Source organism: Pseudomonas sp. YeP6b (assembly GCF_025642995.1).
GTDB lineage: Bacteria > Pseudomonadota > Gammaproteobacteria > Pseudomonadales > Pseudomonadaceae > Aquipseudomonas.
This window is the reverse complement of sequence record NZ_CP080090.1, coordinates 4212079-4237086: the sequence shown is the minus strand read 5'-3', so window position 1 is coordinate 4237086 and position 25008 is coordinate 4212079. Positions and strand designations below refer to the sequence as shown.

Below are 25008 nucleotides of genomic sequence, written 5' to 3'. Positions count from 1 at the left end.
GAGGTATTTGTGATGGCCACTGCCGAAAACACTAACGCAACAGAGCAACCCAAAGACAACAACCCGCGCAAACGCAAAATCATGCTGCTCAGCCTGGCGCTGATCGTCATTCTCGGCGTCATCGGCGTGTGGGCCTGGTATGAGCTTTACGGGCGTTTCAACGAAAGCACCGACGATGCATATGTGAACGGCAACGTGGTGGAAATCACCCCGCTGGTCACCGGCACCGTGGTCAGCATCGGCGCCGACGATGGCGATTTGGTCCACGAAGGCCAGGTGCTGATCAACTTCGACCCGAATGACGCCGCGGTCGGCCTGCAAAGTGCCAAGGCCAACCTGGCGCGCACCGTGCGCCAAGTGCGGGGCTTGTACAGCAACGTGGATGGCATGAAAGCCCAAGTGCTGGCCCAGCATGCCAACGTGCAAAAGGCCCAGGACAACTACAACCGTCGTAAGAACCTCGCCGCCGGCGGCGCGATTTCCCAGGAAGAACTGTCCCATGCCCGTGACGACCTGACCTCGGCGCAAAACGCCCTGGCCAACGTACAGCAGCAATTGAAGACCTCCAGCGCGCTGGTGGACGACACGGTGATTTCGTCGCACCCGGACGTGCAGGCCGCCGCCGCACAACTGCGCCAGGCTTACCTGGCCAACGCGCGCAGTACCTTGATCGCACCGGTCACCGGTTACGTGGCCAAGCGCACGGTGCAACTGGGCCAACGCGTGCAGCCGGGCACCGCGTTGATGGCGGTGATCCCGCTGGACCAGCTGTGGATCGATGCCAACTTCAAGGAAACCCAACTGCGCGATATGCGTATTGGTCAGCCGGTGGACATCGAGTCGGACATCTACGGCAGTGACGTGAAGTTCAGCGGCACCGTGGACAGCCTGGGCGCCGGTACCGGCAGCGCGTTTGCCCTGCTGCCGGCGCAGAACGCCACCGGTAACTGGATCAAGATCGTGCAACGGGTGCCTGTGCGTATCCACATCAACGCCGACGAACTGGCCAAGCACCCGCTGCGCGTGGGCTTGAGCACCCTGGTCAATGTGGACCTGCACGATAAGAGCGGCCCAGTGCTGGCGCAACAGGCGCCGCAAAAGGCCTCGTTCACCACCAACGTGTATGACCGCCAATTGGCCGAAGCCGATGCCATGATCACCCAGTTGATCCATGACAACAGCCTCGCCGCGCCTAAGGCTGTGCAACGCTGATGAGCAATAACGCCTCGTTCACGCCACCCAGCCTCTTGATGGCCACTATTGGCCTGTCGCTGGCGACCTTTATGCAGGTGCTCGACACCACCATCGCCAACGTGGCGTTGCCGACCATTTCCGGCAACCTCGGCGTGAGTTCGGAGCAGGGCACCTGGGTGATCACCTCGTTTGCGGTGAGCAACGCCATCGCCTTGCCACTCACCGGCTGGTTGAGCCGGCGCTTTGGTGAGGTGAAGCTGTTTTTGTGGGCGACCATCCTGTTTGTGCTGGCATCGTTCCTCTGCGGTATTTCCACCTCGATGCCCGAGCTGATCGGCTTTCGGGTACTGCAAGGTTTGGTCGCCGGGCCGTTGTACCCGATGACCCAGACGTTGCTGATCGCGGTCTACCCGCCTGCGAGGCGCGGCATGGCCCTGGCGTTACTGGCGATGGTCACGGTGGTGGCGCCGATTGCCGGCCCGATCCTCGGCGGCTGGATCACCGACAGCTACAGCTGGCCGTGGATCTTCTTTATCAACGTGCCCATCGGCATCTTTGCGGTGATGGTGGTGCGTTCGCAGCTGAAGAAACGCCCGGTGGTCACCAGCTACCAGCCGATGGATTACGTCGGCCTGCTGAGCTTGATCGTCGGTGTCGGCGCCTTGCAGATCATCCTCGACAAGGGCAACGACCTGGACTGGTTCGAATCCAACTTCATCATCATTGGTGCAGTGATTTCGGCGATAGCCCTGGCGGTGTTCGTCATTTGGGAAATGACCGATAAGCACCCGGTGGTCAACTTGCGGTTGTTTGCCTACCGCAACTTCCGCATCGGCACCATCGTGTTGGTGCTGGGTTATGCGGGGTTCTTCGGCATCAACCTGATCCTGCCGCAATGGCTGCAAACCCAGATGGGCTACACCGCCACCTGGGCCGGCCTGGCGGTGGCGCCGATCGGCATTCTGCCGGTGCTGATGTCGCCGTTTGTCGGCAAGTACGCGCACAAGTTCGACCTGCGCTTGCTGGCGGGCCTGGCGTTCCTGGCGATTGGCTTGAGCTGTTTCATGCGCGCTGGTTTCACCAACGAGGTGGACTTCACCCACATCGCCTTGGTGCAGTTGTTCATGGGTATTGGCGTGGCGCTGTTCTTCATGCCGACCTTGAGCATCTTGATGTCCGACTTGCCGCCGGCCCAAATTGCCGATGGCGCGGGTCTTGCGACCTTTCTGCGGACCTTGGGCGGTAGTTTTGCGGCGTCGTTGACCACCTGGATCTGGATTCGCCGCGCGGACCAGCACCATGCGTACATGAGCGAGAACATGACCACCTACGACTCGGCGACCCGCGATGCTTTGCAGGCGCTCGGTGGGGCAGGGCACAAGGCCTATGCGCAGCTGGACCAGATCCTCACTAGCCAGGCGTACATGATGTCCACCGTGGATTACTTCACGTTGCTGGGGTGGATGTTCATGGGCTTGATCGTGATTGTGTGGCTGGCCAAGCCGCCGTTTGCGGCGAAGGCGGGGCCGGAGGCGTCCGGGCACTGATCTGCAAAGTGTGAAATGCAATCAAGTGTGTGAGCTGGCTTGCCTGCGATGCAGGCACCTTGGTACATCAGATACACCGAGGCGATGCTATCGCAGGCAAGCCAGCTCCCACAAAAGCCTGCTTGCACATTTGATGTGTGTTGTGGGATTCAGGCCCCGGGCAACGCCAGCTGCGGGTTGACGAAGTCAAACGCCGCCAACTGAAACCCTTGCTCATCCACCTGCAACGCCCAGCCCTGCTTGTCCCAATCCCCCAGCACAATACGCTTGGCCGCCTGGTCACCAATCTGCAACTTATGAATGGCGGGGCGGTGCGTGTGGCCGTGGACCAGGGTGCGTACGCCAAATTGCTGCATCACCCGCGGCACTTCCTCGGGTGTCACATCCACAATGTCGTTGGCCTTCATGCGTACCTGGGCGCTGCTCTCGCTGCGCAGCTTGCGCGCCAGCGCGTGCCGGGTGCGCAAGGGCAGGTGCCGCAGGATAAACAGCACTATCGGGTTACGCAGGACCCGCCGCAGCTTCATATAGCCGACGTCGCGGGTGCAGAGGCTGTCGCCGTGCATCAACAGCACAGGCTCGCCTGCGAGCTGCACGACACTCGGGTCCTTGAGCAAGGTGGCGCCTGCGGCTTTGCAGAACGCCTTGCCGATCAGGAAGTCGCGGTTGCCGTGCATGATGAAAATGGGGGTGCCGCTGTCGCTCAGCTCACGCAGCGCCGCGCAAATCGAACGCTGGAACGGTGTCATCCCATCGTCGCCAATCCAGGCTTCAAAAAAGTCCCCCAGAATGTACAACGCCTGGGCGCCACGGGCGCGGCCGTGGAGCAAATCCAGAAACGCCCGGGTTATATCCGAGCGCCCCTCTTCCAGATGCAAATCTGAAATCAGCAATATCACCCAACGATCTCGGCTTTCTCGACGATAACGTCTTCTACCGGAACGTCCTGGTGACCGGCTTTACCGGTGGTCTGCACGCCTTTGATCTTGTCAACGACGTCCTGGCCTTCGGTGACTTTACCGAACACGGCGTAGCCCCAACCCTGCACGTTCTTGCCGCTGTGGTTCAGGAAGGCGTTGTCGGCCACGTTGATGAAGAACTGTGCGGAGGCCGAATGCGGCTCCATGGTACGGGCCATGGCGACGGTGTATTTGTCGTTGGAAAGGCCGTTGTCCGCTTCGTTCTGGATGCTTGGACGCTTGTCTTTCTTTTCTTTCATGCCAGGCTCGAAACCGCCGCCCTGGACCATGAAGTTGCCGATGACACGGTGGAAAACGGTGTTTTCGTAGTGGCCAGCATTCACGTATTCGATGAAGTTGGCGACGGTGATCGGCGCTTTCTCGGCGTTCAGCTCGATGACGATGTCACCGTGGTTGGTGGTCAGTTTGACTTGAGTCATGTTCACTACTCTTTTCAGGGAATTCGTGGGTTTGGACGCCTGGGCGCCGCTACCGGTTTGGCTGAATGTGTGCCAAGGCGCGCAGTTTAGCGTGACCAGCAGGAATTTCGAGGTGGTTTTTTACCGCCCCTGTCATTAAAGCAGTAATTAAAGCAGCAGTTTTTGGTCGTGGCCTGTCAGTGTCTTGACTGCTTCGGCTATTATGAGCCCTTTGTTTTATCTGGCCTCACCCGGCCACGAACCTGTCTGTTCAAGGATCCTATGAGCAAGCCCACTGTCGACACTACCTCGAATTCCAAGGCCGGACCTGCCGTCCCGGTCAATTTCCTGCGCCCGATCATCCAGGCGGACCTGGATTCGGGCAAGCACACGCAGATCGTCACCCGCTTCCCGCCAGAGCCCAACGGCTACCTGCACATCGGTCACGCCAAGTCGATCTGTGTGAATTTCGGCCTGGCCCAGGAGTTCGGTGGCGTTACGCACCTGCGTTTCGACGACACCAACCCGGCCAAGGAAGACCAGGAATACATCGACGCCATCGAAAGCGACATCAAGTGGCTGGGCTTCGAATGGTCCGGTGAAGTGCGCTATGCGTCCAAGTATTTCGACCAGCTGTTCGACTGGGCAGTGGAGTTGATCAAGGCTGGCAAGGCCTACGTTGACGACCTGAGCCCGGAACAAGCCAAGGAATACCGTGGCAACCTGACTGAGCCTGGCAAGAACAGCCCGTTCCGCGACCGTTCGGTCGAAGAGAACCTGGACTGGTTTGCCCGCATGCGCGCCGGTGAGTTCCCGGATGGCGCCCGTGTACTGCGCGCCAAGATCGACATGGCCTCGCCGAACATGAACCTGCGCGACCCGATCATGTACCGCATCCGCCATGCCCACCACCACCAGACCGGTGACAAGTGGTGCATCTACCCGAACTACGACTTCACCCACGGTCAGTCGGACGCCATCGAAGGCATCACCCACTCGATCTGCACCCTGGAGTTCGAAAGCCATCGCCCGCTGTACGAATGGTTCCTTGACAGCCTGCCGGTACCGGCGCACCCGCGTCAGTACGAATTCAGCCGCCTGAACCTGAACTACACCATCACCAGCAAGCGCAAGCTCAAGCAACTGGTCGATGAAAAGCACGTGTTTGGCTGGGACGACCCACGCATGTCGACGCTGTCGGGCTTCCGCCGCCGCGGCTACACCCCGGCGTCGATCCGTAACTTCTGCGACATGGTCGGCACCAACCGTTCCGACGGCGTGGTCGATTTCGGCATGCTCGAGTTCAGCATCCGCCAGGACCTCGACGCGAACGCCCCGCGCGCCATGTGCGTGCTGCGGCCGTTGAAAGTCGTGATCACCAACTACCCGCAAGACAAGATCGACAACCTCGAACTGCCGCGTCATCCGCAGAAAGAAGAACTCGGCGTGCGCAAGCTGCCGTTCGCGCGTGAAATCTACATCGACCGCGATGACTTCATGGAAGAGCCGCCAAAAGGCTACAAGCGCCTGGAGCCGAATGGCGAAGTGCGCCTGCGCGGCAGCTACGTGATCCGTGCCGATGAAGCAATCAAGGACGCCGATGGCAACATCGTTGAACTGCGCTGCTCGTACGACCCAGAAACATTGGGCAAGAACCCTGAAGGCCGTAAGGTCAAGGGCGTGGTGCACTGGGTGCCGGCCGCTGCCAGCATCGAGTGCGAAGTACGTCTGTACGATCGTCTGTTCCGCTCGCCGAACCCTGAGAAGGCCGAAGACAGCGCCAGCTTCCTGGACAACATCAACCCTGACTCGCTGCAAGTTCTCACCGGTTGTCGTGCCGAGCCATCGCTTGGCGACGCACAGCCGGAAGACCGTTTCCAGTTCGAGCGCGAAGGTTACTTCTGCGCGGATATCAAGGACTCCAAACCTGGTCAGCCGGTATTCAACCGTACCGTGACCTTGCGTGATTCGTGGGGCCAGTGATTAAGTCTTAAGGGATTCAACGTGCTAACGATCTACAACACGCTCAGCAAGACCAAAGAAGTCTTCAAGCCCCTGGATGGCAACAAGGTGCGCATGTACGTGTGCGGCATGACCGTGTACGACTACTGCCACATCGGCCACGGCCGCAGCATGGTTGCCTTCGACCTGGTGACCCGCTGGTTGCGTTTCAGCGGCTATGACTTGACGTATGTGCGCAACATTACCGACATCGACGACAAGATCATCAACCGTGCCAACGAAAACGGCGAGTCGTTCGACGCGCTGACCGAGCGCATGATCGCCGCCATGCATGAGGACGAGGCGCGCCTCAACATCCTCAAGCCGGACATGGAACCGCGCGCCACGGATCATATCCCTGGCATGCACGCGATGATCCAGACCCTGATCGACAAGGGTTACGCCTACGCCCCGGGCAATGGCGACGTGTACTACCGCGTCGCTAAGTTCATGGGCTACGGCAAGCTGTCGCGTAAGAAAATCGAAGACTTGCGCATTGGTGCGCGTATTGAAGTCGACGAAGCCAAGCAAGACCCGCTCGACTTCGTGCTGTGGAAAGGCACCAAGCCCGGCGAGCCGAGCTGGGAGTCGCCATGGGGCGCCGGGCGTCCGGGCTGGCACATCGAATGCTCGGTGATGTCGACCTGCTGCCTGGGTGACACCTTCGACATTCATGGCGGCGGCAGCGACCTCGAGTTCCCGCACCACGAAAACGAAATCGCCCAAAGCGAAGCCGCCACCGGCAAGACCTACGCCAATGCCTGGATGCACTGCGGCATGATCCGCATCAATGGCGAGAAGATGTCCAAGTCCTTGAACAACTTCTTCACCATTCGCGACGTGCTGGAAAAGTACCATCCGGAAGTGGTGCGTTACCTGCTGGTGTCCAGCCACTACCGCAGCGCGATCAACTACTCGGAAGACAACCTCAAGGACGCCAAAGGCGCCCTGGAGCGTTTCTACCATGCGTTGAAAGGCCTGCCGGCCGTTGCGCCTGCGGGCGGTGAAGCGTTCGTTGCGCGGTTTACCCAAGTCATGAACGACGACTTCGGCACACCGGAAGCCTGCGCGGTGCTGTTTGAGATGGTGCGTGAGATCAACCGCTTGCGTGAGACTGATCTCGACGCAGCGGCGGGGCTTGCGGCGCGCTTGAAAGAGCTGGCTAGCGTCTTGGGTGTTCTGCAGATGGAAGCCGATGACTTCCTGCAAGCGGGCGCTGAAGGGCGTGTGGATGCGGCTGAGGTTGATGCGCTGATTCAGGCGCGTTTGGCTGCTCGGGCTAATAAAGATTGGGCGGAGTCCGACCGGGTTCGTGACCAACTGACCGCGATGGGTGTGGTGTTGGAAGACGGCAAGGGTGGGACGACGTGGCGGTTGGCTGATCAAGCCTGATTTACCCGCTGAATAAAAAACGCCCCGACTGGTTCGGGGCGTTTTTTTTGGATCGTTCCCACGCTCTGCGTGGGAATGCCGCCCCGGACGCTTTGTGTCGCGCTTTCAGCGAACGCCTCAAACCCTGAATACGGTGACGCGGAGCATCACGGGATGCATTCCCACGCGGAGCGTGGGAACGATCAACCGCTTCACTATCGCTATCGGAGTGTCAGGTACGCCCCGGACGTGCTGACTTCATAAGCGCTGCCCGCTGCGCCGTCATGGATCGTCTGGTGGTATTTGCCTTCTTTGAAATGCAGAGCAACGCCATCATCTACCGCGTACGCAGGCTGTATACCCTGAAGACGAACAAGCTCGACAAACGATGCTTCCCTTCCTGCCTCTGAGCTGAAGTGGGGACACAACGCTCCAGGAAGTAAGCCCAAACCCTCGACCAGCGCGAAGGCCCCCCCTGAATCAGAGTGCCCATAGTCAAACCAGCAAATGGCCCCGGCACTGACACCACACAGCACTTTGCCGTTTTCCCACGCCGCCTTAAGAAGCTCTGCTACGCCAAACTCGCGCCAGATAGCCAACATGGCTCGCGTATTCCCACCTGGCACATAAACGATATCGGCCTGTTCAAACAACGACGAAATATGCTCTGCGCTGGGAAACGGCGAGATGAAAAACGTCAGCGTGGTGACGGCGCAACCCGCGCCTTCGTATTTGGCGATAAAGTCGGAAATCTTGACCCTGTCATCGCCATTGGCGGTAGAGATGTACAGAACGGTGGGATGTAATTTGCCCGAAGACGAGACGATCTGTTCGTCAATACGCGTCATGCGCGTCATGTCCTCGGGGGATTCGCCACCCATAACAATGATGTGCTTATCCACGGTGGCCTCCGGTTGTCTTGAGCTGCCCGAATCTGAGCGTCAGGCTGATTCAGGCGACCTGATACGTGCTCTGCACAAACCCATTGTCCGACACATACGTGCCGACATGGCGCAGTTCACGCTCACTGCCGACCTGGCTGAACAAGGGCAGCCCTTGGCCCAACAACACCGGAATACGGGTGATGATCAACTCATCGATCAGGCCTGCTTCAAGAAACGCCTGGATCGTTTGGCCTCCGTCGATATAGAGGTGTTTCATACCGCGCTCGGCTAACTGTTCCACTAGGGTGGTTACGCCCGCTGACATCATCTCAACCTTGCCTCGCACATGCGCAGGTAGCTCGAATGATTGGTGCGAGAGGGCGATGACAGGCGTGCCTTCATAGGGCCATTCCGGGAAGGATAAGACTTTCTCCAGGGTTTTACGGCCCATCACCAGCGCATCGACCGTGGCGATGAAGCTTTCATACGTCACGCCGTTCAGCTGCGCAGCTTCGTACTCCGGCCGGTGCAACCACTCGATGTCACCGTCTGGCCGAGCAATAAAACCGTCGAGGCTTACTGCGATAAAGACGGAGCATTTGATATCCATTAGACGTAGACCTCCTTAAACACATAGCCATTGGCAGCTTTGCACCCACCGACTGTATCCCAAACGCTGCAATACCCGCCAACTGCTCAACCGTCGCACCGCCTTTGATGGCGATTCATGCCGCTGAGGGGGCTATTTCCTAGGGGCTTGCAGAAAATACATTTGTTTTGACGCCCGCCGAACCATGGTTTTAGATGTCCGCCACGACCAAACTCATGAAGAAACCGGCGGATATCTAAATGGATTGTATTTTTTGCAGCATTGTCCGAAAGACCTCTCCAGCCCACATTCTATGGGAGGACGAACACCACATGGCGTTCCTGTCGATCTTCCCGAACACACCGGGTTTCAGCGTGGTGATCCCCAAACAGCATGACGGCAGCTACGCGTTCGCGCAGTCGGATGCGGTGTTGTCGGCGCTGATCGTGGCCTCCAAGAAGGCGGCGCTGCAGATTGACCGGGCGTTTCCTGACGTGGCACGCACGGGGATGATGCTGGAAGGCTATGGGGTGGATCACTTGCACGCGAAGCTGTTTCCCATGCATGGCACGGGGCAGGACAGTGCGTTCAAGCCTATCAGTTCCAAGGTGGATAAGTTTTTTGAGGCGTATGAGGGTTACATCTCATCCCACGATTTTGTGCGGGCCGATGATGCCGAATTGGCGCAGCTGGCGGCGCATATTCGATCGTTCGGCTGAAGATCATCCAGTGGTATTTGCCATTTTTGAAATGCAAAGCAACGCCATCGTCGACTGCATAGGCGCGCTTTAATCAGAGTGCCCCGCGCCAAGCCAGCAAATGGCTCCGGCACTGACACCACAGAGTACTTTGCCGTTTTCCCACGCTTGCTTAAGAAGACATGCACAGGCAAAAGGCGAAAGGAAAAACGCCAGCGTGGTGACGGCGTACCCCGTGCCTTCATATTTGGCGATGAAGTCGGACACCTTGATCCTGTCACCACCATTGACTGTAGACCTACAAAAAACGGTGGGCGGTCTTCGGCTGCCTGGATTTTTCAATGGGCGGATCGGAACTTTCTTATAGAGGGTGCGGGATTTTTTTCCTAGTTTGGCTGCAACGGTTCTTAGGACGAGGACACTTTTCAGTGGCTCTGTTGCAGAGGATTGATGATGCCAATTTCCCTTATGCCGTACGCCAAGCCTCAGAGTGGGTACCCATCGACCGCGGATAACTCACCTTCCACATTCGCTCCATCCTCCGCGCCTCCCCAACCTGCAAGCCAAAGCCTGGGCGGCTCCCCGTCGCTTGCACCGACAGACGATCAAAAACGACTGCCCGTGTTCCCGTCCATCGAAACACGTGGAGGCCTGAGATCGCCCGGGCGATTCGGGGAACCTTCTGATGACGCCGACCCTGTCGCTGCCCGGCGCGAGAAACGCGCGATTGTGAGCACGTCTGACAAACCTGCGCGCAACACGCTGGGCATGTGGGCGGGCCCGCACTCTCATTCCGCCGATACCGATAAAACCCTTCAGGCGCAGTTGATTGCGAAGATGGGCAGTGTGTCGGATTCGCTGGTGACCGTGCCCGAGCAGTCTCTGATTTCTCAGCCGTTCGAAATCTACAAGCGCGTGGTGAATCAGCCCGAGGTTTTAGCCTGGCTGAGGAGCAAGGGTTTTTCCCTGGACTCGGTGACTATCGGCAAAAACAGCGTATCGGGCCTTGTTACCCAGAATGGAGTGACCTCTCCTCAGACATTCACCCTGCAAGACACTTCCGGCTGGTGGCAGGTGTCGGCGCGCGTGATGCAAGCGCTTGAGGCGTTAGACCCCAAGCACAAGGGTGTGCCTTATGTGTCTATGAACAGCCAGCAAGTTTCGCGGAATGTGGCGAGCTTGTTTTATGGCGTCAGTGCGCCTTATACCGAGGATCAGGCGAGTGCGCTTGTGACAAGTCTGGTGGCAGGCTGGCCCGCGCTGTCTGCAGCAGAAACACGCAATCACCAACTCAGGTTTGAATGGTCAAAGCGGGGTATCAATGAGCTCGATGATCGAGAAAATCTCGCAGACGCTTTGGAGCGCGCGGCGAAGGGCGTTGCGGACAATGGGCCATTATCGTTAGCGGGTACCGAGTTCGAGGTCTCACGAACAAACCCCTTGAAGAGCGATCAAGAGGCCCGCAGGCGCTTGGCCGAGCTGATGGCACTTCCTGAAATGCAGGGTGTGCTGGCGGAGCTGGGGCAAACATTGCCGGACCAGACGGTTCGTATCAGCGAAGGTCGCCTGCAAGTGCTGCAACTGACCCCAAATCAGTGGCTGGATGTAGCTGTCAGTGATAGTTGGAGCCAGCCGTTGAAAGACGCATTGGCGGCAGTTGTCGTGCTGAGCGAACAGACGGGTAACGCGCTCTACTCAGACGATCGCCACGATCTGCGGCAAGTCGCGAGGTCGATGGGCCTGGATGCACTCGACACAGCAGGGCAGGCTCGCGCCGCTGCCAAATGGTTGCGCACCCAATTCGCCCCGACGACGCCTGTCGGCAATTATGCGAAATTACTTCCTCAGGAGTGGGCTGCGGGCACCTTGTCGGCTAGCGACAAAAGTACGTTGATTTCGTTGGCGACGAATCAGAAGTATGGAGCTAATACGATAGGGATCGAATTGGGTCGTCGGATCGTGACTCAAGTCGACCCGCAGGAAGCAGCAGCCAAGGCAGACCAGATCTGGGACGAATTACTCAACACCCCGCAGGCCCAGCAGTGGGGGCGGGAACTCGCCCAGGCGTTGGGTTGGTATAAGGGGGAGGGTGATGACGATATGGATGCCGCGGAGCGAAAAAGTCTGCTGACCTCCGCCATCATGCTCAGTGTTGACCCTAATGTTCCCGCTGCCCCGGGAAGTGCCGCCGGTTATCAATTTTACACCCCGGCCAATATGGGCCGTGAGATGGGGGCTGTACGCAAAGACTTTGAAAAACACTTGATCGAGAAAAAAGGCGTGAGCGTACGTGCTGCGCCGTTGGTGGCTCATCTGTTCCTGGCACACGCCGCACCTGAGTTTCTGGTGAAACCGGACCAGCAGGCGTCAGCAAAACTCCCTGTGCCGCTACTTCAGTCTCCAGAAAAAATACGTATAGGCAGCCCGGCGTGGATGACGGTTAGCCTGGGCAGTGCATTGGCCGACGTGTGGGGCGGCGCTGGAGCCAGTCGCGGCATGAGCCTGAATGAGCTTGGAGCACTGACCACCCAGGAGGCCGTTCTGCCGCAACAACAAGCTCTGGCTATAGCGCTTGGTGCTAAGCGGGTGCTCGATGTGGGGGTCATGACCGGTACTGTGCCCCGACGCAGCGACGGTAACTATACGCCCGGCGATTACCAGTTGGCGTCTGACGGCATTACTCGTCGTTCCGAGGCGGTCGAGCAATCCGTGGTCACCCTGGGGACTGCACCTCCCACCCGTAGCAGTCTGGCAATCAAGGCGCTGAAACGGGCGTTTCCTGAGTTGACTGACAGTGAGATAGAAACTGTCGAAGTGAAGAAGCCCCCAACTAAATACAGCCTCTCAGGTGTCGGCACAAATACTAAGTGGCTCACGTTGGTTGAGGCGTATGCAACGGGGGAACTGCATGAAAGTTGGCTTTCCTTCACCCATCCTCGGATTACACAAGCGCAATTTGACGCCCGCATAAAGACACTTGAGCCTATTGCCGGTCAGGTCGGGGGCGCAGTCAATCAATATCTAAGCGATGTCAAGGGAGCGATGCCCTCGCTTATGAAGATGACTCTTGCAGACTTACCTCTGGACGTTCGGCAGGCTATTGAGTGGGGGGATGTTCAGGTCTATAGGCTGCGTCGGGAAACCGGAGAGACGCAGAGCCAAGACGCTAACAAGGGAAATAAAGTAGCCCAGAATCGGGGGTGGTACGGGGTGCTGCTGCGGATCAAATACGAGGGAAAAACTCGGACGCTTGAGTATTTCCCAACGTCCGGGACGATTATTGATCGCACGGCCAGTTTGGCGGGAAAAAAATTGGACCTGAATGGGGGTGTCATTGAAGAAGATACCGTGTCCGCCTGGCGAAGTGGTACGAAGACACTTCGGTATTTGCGGGGCACTCAACAACCTTTTGATTTCAACGCACACCACACGGGGGAGGCCCCTCGTGACAAATACTCGTCGAAGGTCATCATTTCCAAAGTAGGGGTTTCCCTGGCAGGGTCGGCTTTGAAAGGGGCTGGTGACAACCGCAATGAGTGGGTGCCTGACACCTTTGGCTCCGCCAAAAGCCAGGCGATTATCGACGTTATACTTTCGGGTAATTACATAGGCAACTATAGCGGGCATCGCCAGGCACTCATTGATCATGCAAATGCAGTGCTGCCCAGTGAAGATAACGTCCGGGGCTACGTCAATCGTCTAATGAACAAAGAAAATGGTCGCGCGCTGGTGTCGATGATTTCGTTCATCGGCCCGTTGGTTGACATCTATGAGGGCAACATTAAGGACGGCTTGAAAGGCTTGGCAATTGATACGTTGCTGTTTATTGGCGCGGGAGGTTTACAGGCCGCCCGCAAAGCATGGAAGGCGATCAAGTTTGCATCACGCCTGAACAAGCAGGCATTTCGTGTCTCTGTTATTCAGGAAGGCACTGCATTGCTGCGTGGGATATTTAATCCGGGTGAAGGCTTCTTTGGTCTGCCGAACCACCCGAGTCGACTTGGAAATTTTCTAAGGCGTTCGCACAAGGGCGTTCCCGTCAGGATCGGGATGGGGGTGTTCGTACCTGTTGATCTTTTCGCAAAGGCTCGCTTTGCCAAGGATGCTGCTCCCACCGTATCCGAGATGCTCAAAAAGGCGAATGCCAAGCCTATGACGCCTGTAGAGGGCACGGTTAACGAGGTAACGCTGAAGGCTATCAAGGAGCAGGAAAAATGGTATGCGATCGATCCCGACAGCGGTTTGCCAGGCGGCTCGCCCCTGCCAGGCTTTACCCCTAAAACCCCTTAGTGCCGGCGGGTCGATGGAGTCGCTAGGCTGATTTTGATACGTCTTCAGCTCGGCGACTACTCACCTCGGCGGGTACGTCATCACCCGCCATACGCTTGCGAAACAGCCCCGTGCGCGCCAGCAGCAAGGTGGTCACCGGCACGGTGATCGCCAACAAAATCGGAATCAACCACCCGTGCAGCACCGGCGCGGACTTGAGCACCGAAAAGTAGATAATCGACGCCAGCGCCACACACCACGCGCCCAGCGTCGAGGCCAATGCCGGTGGGTGCATACGTTGGAAAAAGTCCTTCATGCGCAACAACCCAATCGCGCCGATCAGCGCAAACAGGCTGCTCAGCACCAGCAGCACCGCCACGATTACTTCAACCCATATCGGCATCATTCAATCACCTCGCCACGCAGCAGGAATTTCGCCAGGGCGAACGACCCGACAAAGCCAAACAGCGCAATCAGCAGCGCCGCTTCAAAGTAGGTGTCACTGGCGTAGCGAATGCCGAGCACCAGCATCATCAGCATCGCCAGGATGTACAGGTAGTCCAGCGCCAGTACCCGGTCCTGGGCCGAGGGGCCTTTGAACAGGCGCACCAGGGTCAGCGCCATCGCCAAGGAGAACAGGAACAGGCTGACCAGAATCGCATTGGAGAGCAGGGCGCTCATTCGAAGATCTCCATCAGGGGCCGTTCGTAGGCGTGTTTGAAGTGCTGGATAAACTGCGCTTCATCATCCAGGTCGAACACGTGGATCAGTAAAACACTGCGGTCCAGCGCCAGTTCCGACCAGACGGTGCCAGGCGTCACGCTGGTGATCATCGAGAGCACGGCCAGGCCATTGGCATTGCGCAGGTCCAGCGGGATCTTGATAAAGCGCGAGCGCGGTGCTCGTGAGCCGCACGTGAGCACGCCCCAGGCCACTTTCAGGTTGGAGATGATCACGTCGTGACCCACCAGGAAAAACAGGCGGATGATCACGCCAGGGCGGCGGATGCGAATCGGCAGCGGGCGCAGCGGCGCCATCAGCAGCGGCGCGAGAAAGCCCAGCAATGCGCCCAGCAGCAGGTTGCCGGGGCTGACCGACACGTTCAGTACCAGCCACAACAGCCACAACGCCAGCGACAGCCACGGGGCAGGGAGCAGACGCTTCATGGCTGCACCTCCAGGGCGGCGGCCTTGGCTTCAGGGCTCGGAATCGGGCGCGTCGCCATCACGGCCATCACGTAGTGTTCCGGGTTGTTCAGGCTATCGGCGGTGGCCTGGGTGTAGCGCATCAACGGTTCGGCCTTGAAGGTCAGCAGGATGCTCAGGCCGAGCAGGAAGAAGATCGGCAGGCACTCATAGCGGCGCAGCAGCGGCGAGGGGCGCTCTTCCGGGGTCCAGAAGCGCTGGATGCCCAAGCGTGCGAAGGCGATCAACGAGGCCAGGCCCGACAGAATCAGCAACGCCACCAAGCCCCAGGCAGCTGGGCGGATTGGCTCATCCACTGCGTTGCCCAGGCCCATAGGGTTAACCAGCGCACTTAGCAGGCTGAGCTTGCCGATAAACCCGGACAGCGGCGGCATGCCGATGATCAGCAGTGCACAGGCGACAAAGCTCAAGCCGAGGAAGGCCATGGTCCAGGGAATGACTTGGCCGACCACGGCTTTCTGCTCATCGTCCAGGTTCACGCCGGGACGCGGATGCAGGGATTCCATGGCTTTGGGCAGCGCATCGATTTCTTCATCCAGTGGCAGGTCATTGGCCGAACGCGAACGTTCGATCAATTCCGCCAGCAGGAACAGCGCGCTCAAGGCCAGCGTCGAGCTGACCAGATAGAACAACGCGCCGGCGGTCAGGCTGGGCTGGGCAAAACCCACAGCCGACAGCAGGATCCCGGCCGACACCAGAATGCTCAAACTCGCCATGCGTTCCAGCCGCTGCGCCGCCAGCATTGCCAGCGCCGCGCAGATGATAGTCGCCATGCCGCCGTACACCAGCCAGTCGCCGCCGAACAGCGCTGAGGCACCGGCCTGGCCGGAGAACAACAGGGTCCACAGGCGCAGCACGGTGTACACGCCGACTTTGGTCATGATCGCAAACATCGCCGCCACCGGCGCACTGGCCGAGGAATAGGCGGGCGCCAGCCAGAAGTTCAGCGGCCACATGCCGGCTTTGGCCAGAAAGGCTGTCGCCAGGATTGCCGCGCCTGCGTGCAACAGGCCGCGATCGGCTTCCGGCACCAGCGGGATTTTCAGCGCCAGGTCAGCAAAGTTCAGCGTGCCGGTGACCCCGTAGATCATCGCTGCGCCAATCAGGAACAGCGACGACGCCAGCAGGTTGATGGCGATGTAATGCAGCCCCGACGACACCCGCGCACGGCCCGAGCCGTGCAGCATCAAACCGTAGGACGCCGCCAGCAGCACCTCGAAGAACACGAACAGGTTGAACAGGTCTGCGGTGAGAAAAGCACCGTACAGGCCCATCATCTGGATCTGGAACAATGCATGGAAGCTGGTGCCCGCTCGGTCCCAGCGGGCCATGGCGAACAGCAGCGCACTCACGCCGATGATCCCGGTGAGCACCAGCATCATCGAAGACAGTTGGTCCACCACCAGCACAATACCGAACGGCACCTGCCAGTTGCCCGGCAGGTACACGCCAATCGAGCCGGGGCCGCCTTGCTGCGTCAAGTACAGCAGCAGGATAGCGATGCCCAGGCCGACGACGCTGGAGAACAGATTGATTTTGGCCTTCAGCGGGCGGCGTTTCTCGCCGAGCATCAGCATCAGCGCGGCGGTCAGCAACGGCAGCAGGATCGGCGCGACGATCAGTTGATTCATCCACGTCATTCCTTGGGCTCCCGGCCGTCTACATGGTCAGTGCCGGTCAGGCCCCGGGAGGCCAGCAGCACCACCAGGAACAACGCGGTCATGGCGAAGCTGATCACAATGGCCGTCAGCACCAGGGCCTGGGGCAGCGGATCGGTGTAGTGGAGCAGGTCTTGCGGCACGCCGTTCTTGATGATCGGTTCCTTGCCGATAAACAGGCTGCCCATGCTGAAAATGAACAGGTTGACCCCATACGACAGTAAGCACAGGCCCATCACCACTTGGAACGTCCGTGGCCGCAGGATCAACCAGACGCCGGAGGCCGCCAGGACCCCAATGGCAATTGCAATGACTTCTTCCATCAGGCGGCTCCTTCCGTTGCGGCAACCACTTTGGCCTGGTTGCTCGGTTTGTGGGCCCGCACGGATTGGTGACCGAGGGCGGTGAGCATCAGCAGCGTGGAACCGACGACCATGGCGTACACGCCGACGTCGAAGAACAACGCGCTGGCGACGTGGATGTCGCCGAGCACCGGCACGCTGAAATGCCAGGTGTGGGTGGTAAGGAACGGGTAACCGGCAAACAACGCGCCGAGCCCGGTGAGCGTTGCCGAGAGCAGGCCGAAGCCCATCCAGCGCATCGGGCGCAGGCTCATCTGCGCTTCTACCCACTGGGTACCGGCAACCATGTATTGCAGGATGAACGCCACTGACATCACCAGGCCTGCGACGAAACCGCCGCCCGGCTGGTTGTGGCCGCGCATGAACAGGTAGAACGACACCACCAGCGCGATCGGCAGCAGCAGGCGCACCAGCACCGCTGGCACCATCATGAAGCCCAGGGCCGTATCGCTGGCATGGCGTGGGTTGACCAGGTCGGTGGCCACGTCCGGCGCCAATTGGCGCTGTTGTGCAGGCAATTGCATGCTTTCTTTCGATGGGCGGAAGCGCCGCAGCAGCGCATACACCGTCAGTGCCACGGCGCCGAGCACGGTGATTTCGCCGAGGGTGTCGAAACCGCGGAAGTCCACAAGCATCACATTCACCACATTGCTGCCGCCGCCTTCGGGCAGGGCGCGGCTCAGGTAGAACGAGGAAATGTCGTTGGGCGTCTGGCGCGTCAGCATCGCGTAGGACAGCAGCGCCATGCCGCCGCCCACTACGGTGGACAGCAGGAAGTCACGCAGGCGACGAATGCGCGCCTTGCGCAGCGAGCTGGGCAGTGGCGAGACTTCTTCGATCCGCCGTGGCAGCCAGCGCAGGCCCAGCAGGATCAGCACGGTGGTCACCACTTCAACCACCAATTGCGTCAGCGCCAGGTCCGGCGCTGAGAACCACACGAAGGTGATGCAGGTCATCATGCCGCACACGCTGACCATGGTCAGGGCCGCCAGCCGGTGATACTTGGCTTGCCACGCGGCGCCGAGAGCGCAGGCGATTGCCAGCAGCCACAGGGTGACGAACACGATGGAACCCGGGATCTTCGGCCGGTCGCCCCAACTGATGCCGCTGTTGAGCATCGGGATCAAGCCGGCGACCACCGCCGCCAGCACCAGCAGGAACAGCTGGGTCTGCAGGCGCTTGGTGTTGATGCGTTTCTCGATCTTGCGCGCGCCACGCATCATCACCACCAGGCAGCGCTCGAACATGCGCTTGCCGTCGAAGTAACTGATGATCGGCGGATATTTGAAGCGGCCACGCTTGAGTTGCTTGCGCAGCAGCAGGTAGAGCACCACGCCACCGGACATGGCCACCAGGCTCATGATCATCGGCGCGTTCCAGCCGTGCCAAATCGCCAGGCTGTACTCGGGCAGTACGCCGCCCACCACCGGCAGCGCGGCGGCGGCGAGGATCGAACCGACCACCTGGGCCGGGAAGATGCCCACCAGCAGGCAGGTGAATACCAGCAACTCAACCGGTGCACGCATCCAGCGCGGCGGTTCGTGGGGTGTGTGGGGCAGGTCGGTCGCGGGCGGGCCGAAGAATACATCGACCGTGAAGCGCAAGGCGTAGGCCACGCTGAAAGTACCGGCGATGGTCGCAATGGCCGGCAGGGCGATTTCCACCCAGGCGGTCGACGAGATAAATACGGTTTCGGCGAAGAACATCTCTTTGGACAGGAAGCCGTTGAGCAACGGCACGCCAGCCATCGACGCACTGGCCACCATCGCCAGTGTCGCGGTAAACGGGATCAGCCGCACCAAGCCACTGAGCTTGCGGATATCACGGGTGCCGCTTTCGTGGTCGATGATGCCCGCGGCCATGAACAGCGAGGCCTTGAACGTGGCGTGGTTGAGAATATGGAATACCGCAGCGACGGCGGCCAGTGGGCTGTTGAGGCCCAGCAGCAAGGTGATCAGCCCGAGGTGGCTGATAGTGGAGTAGGCCAGCAGGCCCTTGAGATCATTTTGGAACATAGCGCAGTAAGCGCCGAGGAGGAGGGTGATCGCGCCGGCACCGCCGACGATCCAGAACCATTCTTCGCTGCCGGACAGCGACGGCCACAGGCGGGCCAGCAGGAACACGCCGGCCTTCACCATCGTCGCCGAGTGCAGGTAGGCTGAAACCGGGGTCGGCGCCGCCATCGCGTGGGGCAGCCAGAAGTGGAACGGGAACTGTGCACTTTTGCTCAAGGCGCCGATCAGCACCAGGGCCAGCATGACCGGGTACAGCGAGTGCGCGCGAATCTGGTCGCCCGCCGCCAGCACCTGGTCCAGGTCGTAGCTGCCGACGATATGCCCCAGCAGCATCACGCCCGCCAGCAGGCACAGGCCGCCCGCACCGGTGACCATCAGCGCCATATAGGCACCGCGCCTGGCATCGGCGCGATGGTGCCAATAGCCGATCAACAGGAACGAGAACAGGCTGGTCAGTTCCCAGAAGAACACGATCTGGATCAGGTTGCCGGAAATCACTAGCCCGAGCATGGCGCCCATGAAGGCCAGGAAAAACGCGAAGAAACGCGGCACCGGGTCGTCCGGCGACATGTAGTAACGCGCGTACAGCGCCACCAGCGTGCCGATGCCCAGCACCAGCATCGAGAACAGCCAGGCAAAACCATCCATGCGCAACACGAAGTTCAGCCCAAGGCTGGGCAACCACATGAATTCTTCGCGGATCACGCCACCGTGGGCGATCTGGGGGTAGAGCAGGGCGACTTGAATGGTGCCGACCAGAGCTACAAGGCCGGCCAACAGGGATTCGGTGTTACGTGCATTGTGCGGCAGCAAGGCCGCCAGACAGCTGCCAATAAAAGGCAGAAGCAGTAGAACTATCAGGGACATAGGCTTCTAATCTGCGGGAGTTTGGGATGCATCATACGTGCCGCTTTCTCGATCACCAAACGGCAAGATGTGGCAGGATCCTACAAAGTAGGCTGAAAACCCCGATTTAGCATTGTTTCAGGTGAACCCATTCCAGCCAGCGACACCCCACACTGTGGGAGTCGGGCTTGCCCGCGATGGCGATCTGACAGCCATCGCCAGCAGTCTGACCTTACCCTTGCTGTTCCTGTTCCCTCTCAGCTTGCAGTTCGAGCGCCTTCTGCCCCTTCGTTTTCAATTCACTCACAATCACCGCCGCCACAATCAGCGCGGCCCCGACCATCGCAATCGGCGGGAAGCGCTCCCCGGCAATCCGCCCAACTACACCGGCCCACACCGGCTCACCGGCATAGATCAAGGTGGCACGTGTCGGTGAAACACTCTGCTGCGCCCAGTTCATCGCGACCTGGATCACCGCACTGGTCAAGCCCAGGCCCACTGCGCTGAACAGCAGAAGCCAGGAGAAACCCGGCAAGGCTTCACCCATCGGCACCACCATCAGGAACGACAGCAACGACGCCGTGGCCAGTTGCACCACGGTCACCCGGCGCACATCCACCTGCCCGGCAAACGCGCTGATCAGGATGATCTCGGCAGCCACCGCCACCGCACAGATCAGCGTGGCGATTTCGCCGGGGCTGAAGTTCAGCGATGCGCCGGCCGGGCCAGTGAGCAGCATCAACCCGGTAAACGCCAGCATGATGCCGATGGCCGGCATCAGCCCTGGGCGACGGCCCAGCACCAGCCACTGCAACAGCGGTACACAGGGCACATACAGCGCCGTGATAAACGCCGATTGGCTGCTCGGAATCGTCTGCAGGCCGATGGTCTGCATGCCGTAGCCGAACATGATCGAGGTGCCGATGAAAGCGCCCGCCTTCAATTCAAACAGGGTCAGGTCGCGCAGGGTACGCAAGGAAAAGAACCCAACCACAATCGCCGCCGCCGCAAACCGCAGGCCCACGAAAAACATCGGCCCACTGACGGTCATCGCATGTTGCACCAGCAAAAAGGTGCCGCCCCAAATCATGGTGATCACCACCAGGATGCATTCGGCTTTGCTGAAACGGTTGAAACGTGAGGGCGTGTTCGGGGCTGTCATGGCGGCTCGGTCTTGCAAGGGAAAGGCACGGACCGCACAATGCGCCGCACGCTGGGCAGTATACTGCGCACACCTACCTCATGAGCAATATAGTGCACAAAGAAAATCCACAACGGGCATCGGTCCTGCAACACGTCAGCCAGAACGTCCGTCGTCTGCGGCATGCTGCCGACATGAGCCAGACCGCGCTATCGGAAAAGTCCGGGGTCAGTCGGCGCATGCTGGTGGCCATCGAAGCCGGGGAGAAGAACGTCAGCCTGTCGACCCTGGACCGCGTGGCCGAGGCATTGGACGTGGCCTTCAGCGACCTGATCCAGGCCCCCGATGCGCTCGACCATAGCCGCATCAACGAGCTGGCTTGGGCCGGTGACATCCCCGGCAGTAAAGCCGTGTTGCTGGCCAAGGCCACCGCTCGACGCGAAGTGGAATTGTGGGAGATGCGCCTGGAGCCGGGTGACCGCTACAGCCCGGAACCCGACCCGGACGGCTGGAGCGTGCAGCTGTTTGTGTTCGAAGGCCGCCTGACCCTGATCCTTGATGACGAAGAAAAACACGTCGCCGCCGGTGAGTTTTATATGTTCGCCAGTCGCCAGGCCCATGCCTATCGCAATGAGGGTGAGGTGGCGGTGCGCTTTGTGCGCAATGTGGTGATCTAACTGTTTACCCGGCAACAGTGGATGGACACTTTGCTGCTTTGAAGCGCGCCAAATAGCCTTATTTATTCAGCAACCTGCTGATTTTATTGGCGATTAAATTCAGGCACGACTCCTGCAAACACTCCAGTATCCCCTCGGAGCCTGGAGTCGGCCCATGTCAGCCCACCCTCAACACCCTGCCCATATCATCCGCTCGGATGCCGAAGCCATTGAGGTCGCCACGCGCTTGGCCGCCCGCTTCGCCATCGACGCCAGCGTGCGCGACCGCGAGCGGCGCCTGCCCGTGGACGAACTCGAGGCGTTCTCTGCCAGCGGCCTGTGGGGCATCACCATTCCCAAGGCCTACGGCGGCGCCGAGGTGTCCTATGTGACGGTGGCAGAGGTGATCAAATTGATCTCCGCCGCCGATCCCTCACTGGGGCAAATCCCGCAAAACCACCTTGGCGTCGTCGACATCCTGCTGCAAACCGCCAGCGAGGAACAAAAGCTGCACTACTTCGGCAAGGTCTTGGCGGGTTACCGCTTCGGCAATGCCTTCTCCGAAGCCAAGAGCAAAAACGCCGGCACTTTCGATACCCAGATTCGTTTTGACGGCGACACCGCACAAATCAACGGCGAGAAGTTCTACTGCACCGGCGCGTTGTTCGCGCATATCGTGCCCACCGTCGGCAATAACGAAAACGATCAGGCTTTTATTGCCTTCGTCGAGCGTGATGCGCCAGGCCTCACTGTGATTGATAGCTGGGATGGCTTCGGCCAGCGCACCACCGCCAGCGGTGGCGTGACCCTCGACGGCGTGACCGTGCCCCGCACGGCGGTGATTCCGGCCCACCTGGCCTTTGACCAACCCACCGCCAATGGCCCGATTTCGCAGATTATCCAGGCGGCGGTCGACACCGGCATCGCCCTTGGCGCGCTGGAGCAGGCAAAAATCTACGCGCGTCAGGCCCGCCCATGGATCGACAGCCAGCAGGAACACGGCTGGCAAGACCCGTTCACCATCGCCGCTATCGGCGATCTGCAATGGCGTGTGCACGGCACCGAAGCCATCCTCGCCAAGGCCGGCAAGGCGGTCGACCTCGCCTTGGCCGAACCGAATGAAGACACGGTGGCTCACGCTTCGCTGGTCGTTGCCCAGGCCAAAGTCTTGTCGGCCGAAACTGCCTTGCTCGCCAGCAGCAAGCTCTTCGAACTGGCCGGCACGCGCTCGGTGACCGGCAAGCACAACCTCGACCGCTTCTGGCGCAACGCGCGCACCCACACCCTGCACGACCCGGCCCGCTGGAAATACCACCTGATCGGCAACTTCGTGCTCAACGGCGTGAAGCCCGCGCGCCACGCCTGGAACTGAGGAGCCTGCCCCATGACTGCACTGAATCAAGCTCGCCAACTGCTGGAAGACACTCGCCGCACGGTTGAGAAAAGCGACGACCCCTACGTGATCAGCCGTTTCGGCGATTGGCAGATCCGCGTCGATGTGGCCGCCGCCTTGCTGGAGCGCGCCGACACTCACCCAAGCCCCGTCGCCTCTACCGAAGCGCAAATCGCTGCCGCCGAAGCGCTGATCTTCGCCAGCAACACCGAATTCGAACTCACCGGCCAACGCACCGCGCTGCCGCCCAGCCTTGATGATCCGTTGCGCTGGAAATACCAGATTGTCGGCAACTACCACCTCAACGGAGTGCTTTGATGTCCCGTGAAATCCGCTTGAATGCCTTCGACATGAACTGCGTCGGCCACCAGTCTCCGGGCCTGTGGGCGCACCCGCGTGACCGTTCGTGGCAGTACAAAGACCTCGAATACTGGACCGACCTGGCGAAAATCCTCGAGCGCGGCAAGTTCGACGGCCTGTTTATCGCCGACGTGCTGGGCATCTATGACGTGTACAACGGCAACGGTGACGCGGCGATTCGCCAGGCCGCGCAGGTGCCGGTCAACGATCCGTTGTCATTGATCGCGCCGATGGCGTTGGTCACCGAACACCTGGGGTTCGGCCTGACCGCCTCGTTGTCGTTCGAGCATCCGTATCCGTTCGCCCGCAGGCTTTCAACCCTCGACCACCTGACCAAGGGCCGCGTCGGCTGGAACATCGTCACCTCGTATCTGGAAAGCGGCGCGAAGAACCTCGGCCAGAAAGCCCAAACCGAACACGACGCGCGCTACGACTACGCTGAGGAATACTTGGAGGTTTGCTACAAGCTCTGGGAAGGCAGCTGGGAAGAGGGCGCGGTAGTGCGTGATCGCGAACGCCGAATTTTCAGCGACCCGAGCAAAATCCACGAGATCCGCCATGTCGGCAAACACTTCCAGGTGCCCGGCATTCATTTGTGCGAACCCTCGCCACAGCGCACGCCGGTGCTCTACCAGGCGGGAGCGTCCAACCGTGGCAAGCAGTTTGCCGCCGAGCAAGCCGAGTGCGTGTTCGTCGCTGCGCCGTCCAAGGTGCTGCTGAAAAAGACCGTGGCCGATATCCGCCGCCGCGCGGCCGACGCTGGGCGTGACCCGAAGAAAATCCTCATCTTCAACTTGCAGACCGTGATCGTCGGCGAGACCGACGCGAAGGCCAAGGCCAAGTTTGAGGAATACAAATCCTACGTCAGCTATGAAGGCGCGATGGCGTTGATCTCCGGCTGGACCGGGATCGACTTCAGCCAGTTCAAACCGGATGAGCCGCTCAAGCACGTGCACACCAACGCCATTCAATCGGCAGTGGAAGCCTTCTCTACGGCCGACCCAAACAAGGTCTGGACGCCGAACGAGCTGGCCGACTGGGTCGGTATCGGCGGCTTTGGCCCACTGTTCGTCGGCGGCCCTGAGACGGTAGCGGACCTGTTGCAGGAATGGGTCGAAGAGACCGACGTGGACGGCTTCAACCTGGCCTATGCACTGACCCACGAAACCTTCATCGACGCCGTCGACCTGCTGGTGCCGGAGCTGCAAAAGCGCGGCGTGTACAAGACCGAATACGCCCCGGGCACCTTGCGCGAGAAGCTGTTCGGCGACGGCGCGCGGCTGGGGGCGAACCACCCGGGCGCCGGTTATCGCGACCTCAAGGCCACCACCCTCTAACTGAAACACCTTGCTCAATGTGGGAGCAGGCAAGCCAGCTCCCACAGTTGATCGGTATTGATCCAAATAACTCAGCCAGCGGACCACCGAACGCTTAACCACCC

22 protein-coding genes are annotated in these 25008 nt (G+C 59.9%); 10 read left to right on the top strand and 12 right to left on the bottom strand.

Translation table 11 applies throughout. The features are described from left to right. The first annotated feature begins 12 nt into the window (after positions 1–12). Together KZH41_RS18940 and KZH41_RS18935 are read left to right on the top strand one after the other, a co-directional pair. Complete coding sequence (locus KZH41_RS18940) at positions 13–1212, top strand: efflux RND transporter periplasmic adaptor subunit (RefSeq protein ID WP_263273462.1); 1200 nt, start codon at positions 13–15, stop codon at positions 1210–1212. Beyond that, complete coding sequence (locus KZH41_RS18935; protein ID WP_242150690.1) at positions 1212–2741, top strand: DHA2 family efflux MFS transporter permease subunit; 1530 nt, start codon at positions 1212–1214, stop codon at positions 2739–2741. The genes KZH41_RS18940 and KZH41_RS18935 overlap by 1 nt, the downstream gene beginning before the upstream one ends. Before the next feature lie 149 nt (positions 2742–2890). On the opposite strand, the gene KZH41_RS18930 is transcribed toward KZH41_RS18935, so the two are convergent. After that, the gene (locus tag KZH41_RS18930) at positions 2891–3640 is read right to left on the bottom strand and encodes a UDP-2,3-diacylglucosamine diphosphatase (RefSeq protein WP_263273461.1); all 750 of its coding nucleotides are present in this window, start codon (positions 3638–3640) and stop codon (positions 2891–2893) included. Further along, positions 3637–4140 carry a peptidylprolyl isomerase gene (locus tag KZH41_RS18925; RefSeq protein WP_016977438.1) on the bottom strand — a complete coding sequence of 168 codons (504 nt, stop codon included), beginning with the start codon at positions 4138–4140 and terminating at the stop codon, positions 3637–3639. The genes KZH41_RS18930 and KZH41_RS18925 overlap by 4 nt, the downstream gene beginning before the upstream one ends. 261 nt (positions 4141–4401) lie before the next feature. Here KZH41_RS18925 and KZH41_RS18920 point away from each other — a divergent pair, with 261 nt between their 5' ends. Together KZH41_RS18920 and cysS are read left to right on the top strand one after the other, a co-directional pair. Next, a complete protein-coding gene (locus KZH41_RS18920) occupies positions 4402–6102 on the top strand; it encodes a glutamine--tRNA ligase/YqeY domain fusion protein (protein ID WP_263273460.1) in 1701 nt (566 codons plus the stop codon). Between the two features lie 21 nt (positions 6103–6123). Next, positions 6124–7512 (top strand): cysteine--tRNA ligase, encoded by a 1389-nt coding sequence (gene cysS, locus KZH41_RS18915; RefSeq protein ID WP_094952912.1) that lies wholly within the window; start codon positions 6124–6126, stop codon positions 7510–7512. 200 nt (positions 7513–7712) lie between these two features. Here the strand turns inward: cysS and KZH41_RS18910 are convergent, their stop codons facing one another. Both KZH41_RS18910 and KZH41_RS18905 read right to left on the bottom strand, forming a co-directional pair. Next, positions 7713–8393, bottom strand: coding sequence for a peptidase E (locus KZH41_RS18910; RefSeq protein ID WP_094952911.1), 681 nt, complete (start codon positions 8391–8393; stop codon positions 7713–7715). Positions 8394–8442: 49 nt separating this feature from the next. After that, a complete protein-coding gene (locus KZH41_RS18905; RefSeq protein WP_094952910.1) occupies positions 8443–8985 on the bottom strand; it encodes a dihydrofolate reductase family protein in 543 nt (180 codons plus the stop codon). A 239-nt stretch (positions 8986–9224) separates the two neighbouring features. Between KZH41_RS18905 and KZH41_RS18900 the strand changes: the two genes are divergently transcribed. Continuing rightward, positions 9225–9683: an HIT family protein gene (locus KZH41_RS18900; RefSeq protein WP_094952909.1), complete on the top strand. Its 459-nt coding sequence runs from the start codon at positions 9225–9227 to the stop codon at positions 9681–9683. A 69-nt stretch (positions 9684–9752) separates the two neighbouring features. Here KZH41_RS18900 and KZH41_RS18895 read toward each other — a convergent pair whose 3' ends face one another. Continuing rightward, a complete protein-coding gene (locus KZH41_RS18895) occupies positions 9753–9929 on the bottom strand; it encodes a Type 1 glutamine amidotransferase-like domain-containing protein (protein WP_176462991.1) in 177 nt (58 codons plus the stop codon). A gap of 354 nt (positions 9930–10283) precedes the next feature. On the opposite strand from KZH41_RS18895, the gene KZH41_RS18890 reads away from it, so the two are divergent. Next, on the top strand, positions 10284–13952 hold the full coding sequence (locus KZH41_RS18890; protein WP_263273459.1) for a hypothetical protein: 3669 nt from the start codon (positions 10284–10286) through the stop codon (positions 13950–13952). A gap of 22 nt (positions 13953–13974) precedes the next feature. Here the strand turns inward: KZH41_RS18890 and KZH41_RS18885 are convergent, their stop codons facing one another. From KZH41_RS18885 to KZH41_RS18855, 7 genes are all read right to left on the bottom strand, one after another. Further along, entirely contained in the window at positions 13975–14337 is a 363-nt protein-coding gene (locus KZH41_RS18885) for a Na+/H+ antiporter subunit G (protein ID WP_094952907.1), read from the bottom strand. Then, positions 14334–14612: a K+/H+ antiporter subunit F gene (locus tag KZH41_RS18880; protein WP_094952906.1), complete on the bottom strand. Its 279-nt coding sequence runs from the start codon at positions 14610–14612 to the stop codon at positions 14334–14336. The genes KZH41_RS18885 and KZH41_RS18880 overlap by 4 nt, the downstream gene beginning before the upstream one ends. Next, positions 14609–15097, bottom strand: coding sequence for a Na+/H+ antiporter subunit E (locus tag KZH41_RS18875; RefSeq protein ID WP_094952905.1), 489 nt, complete (start codon positions 15095–15097; stop codon positions 14609–14611). The genes KZH41_RS18880 and KZH41_RS18875 overlap by 4 nt, the downstream gene beginning before the upstream one ends. Beyond that, positions 15094–16776 carry a monovalent cation/H+ antiporter subunit D gene (locus KZH41_RS18870; protein WP_094952904.1) on the bottom strand — a complete coding sequence of 561 codons (1683 nt, stop codon included), beginning with the start codon at positions 16774–16776 and terminating at the stop codon, positions 15094–15096. Before KZH41_RS18870 ends, KZH41_RS18875 begins: the two co-directional genes overlap by 4 nt. Continuing rightward, positions 16773–17117 carry a Na+/H+ antiporter subunit C gene (locus tag KZH41_RS18865; RefSeq protein ID WP_094952903.1) on the bottom strand — a complete coding sequence of 115 codons (345 nt, stop codon included), beginning with the start codon at positions 17115–17117 and terminating at the stop codon, positions 16773–16775. The genes KZH41_RS18870 and KZH41_RS18865 overlap by 4 nt, the downstream gene beginning before the upstream one ends. Next, a complete protein-coding gene (locus KZH41_RS18860; protein ID WP_094952902.1) occupies positions 17117–20038 on the bottom strand; it encodes a monovalent cation/H+ antiporter subunit A in 2922 nt (973 codons plus the stop codon). Before KZH41_RS18860 ends, KZH41_RS18865 begins: the two co-directional genes overlap by 1 nt. Positions 20039–20249: 211 nt before the next feature. Then, positions 20250–21179: a DMT family transporter gene (locus KZH41_RS18855; RefSeq protein WP_263273458.1), complete on the bottom strand. Its 930-nt coding sequence runs from the start codon at positions 21177–21179 to the stop codon at positions 20250–20252. A 92-nt stretch (positions 21180–21271) separates the two neighbouring features. On the opposite strand from KZH41_RS18855, the gene KZH41_RS18850 reads away from it, so the two are divergent. The 4 genes from KZH41_RS18850 (at position 21272) to KZH41_RS18835 (ending at position 24904) form a co-directional block, all read left to right on the top strand. Then, positions 21272–21835, top strand: a complete 564-nt coding sequence (locus tag KZH41_RS18850; protein ID WP_094953129.1) for a helix-turn-helix domain-containing protein — start codon at positions 21272–21274, stop codon at positions 21833–21835. A 154-nt stretch (positions 21836–21989) separates the two neighbouring features. Next, entirely contained in the window at positions 21990–23186 is a 1197-nt protein-coding gene (locus KZH41_RS18845; protein WP_094953128.1) for an SfnB family sulfur acquisition oxidoreductase, read from the top strand. A gap of 12 nt (positions 23187–23198) precedes the next feature. Further along, positions 23199–23525: an acyl-CoA dehydrogenase gene (locus KZH41_RS18840; protein ID WP_094953127.1), complete on the top strand. Its 327-nt coding sequence runs from the start codon at positions 23199–23201 to the stop codon at positions 23523–23525. Then, entirely contained in the window at positions 23525–24904 is a 1380-nt protein-coding gene (locus KZH41_RS18835; RefSeq protein WP_242150663.1) for an LLM class flavin-dependent oxidoreductase, read from the top strand. Before KZH41_RS18840 ends, KZH41_RS18835 begins: the two co-directional genes overlap by 1 nt. The last annotated feature ends 104 nt before the right edge of the window (positions 24905–25008 follow it).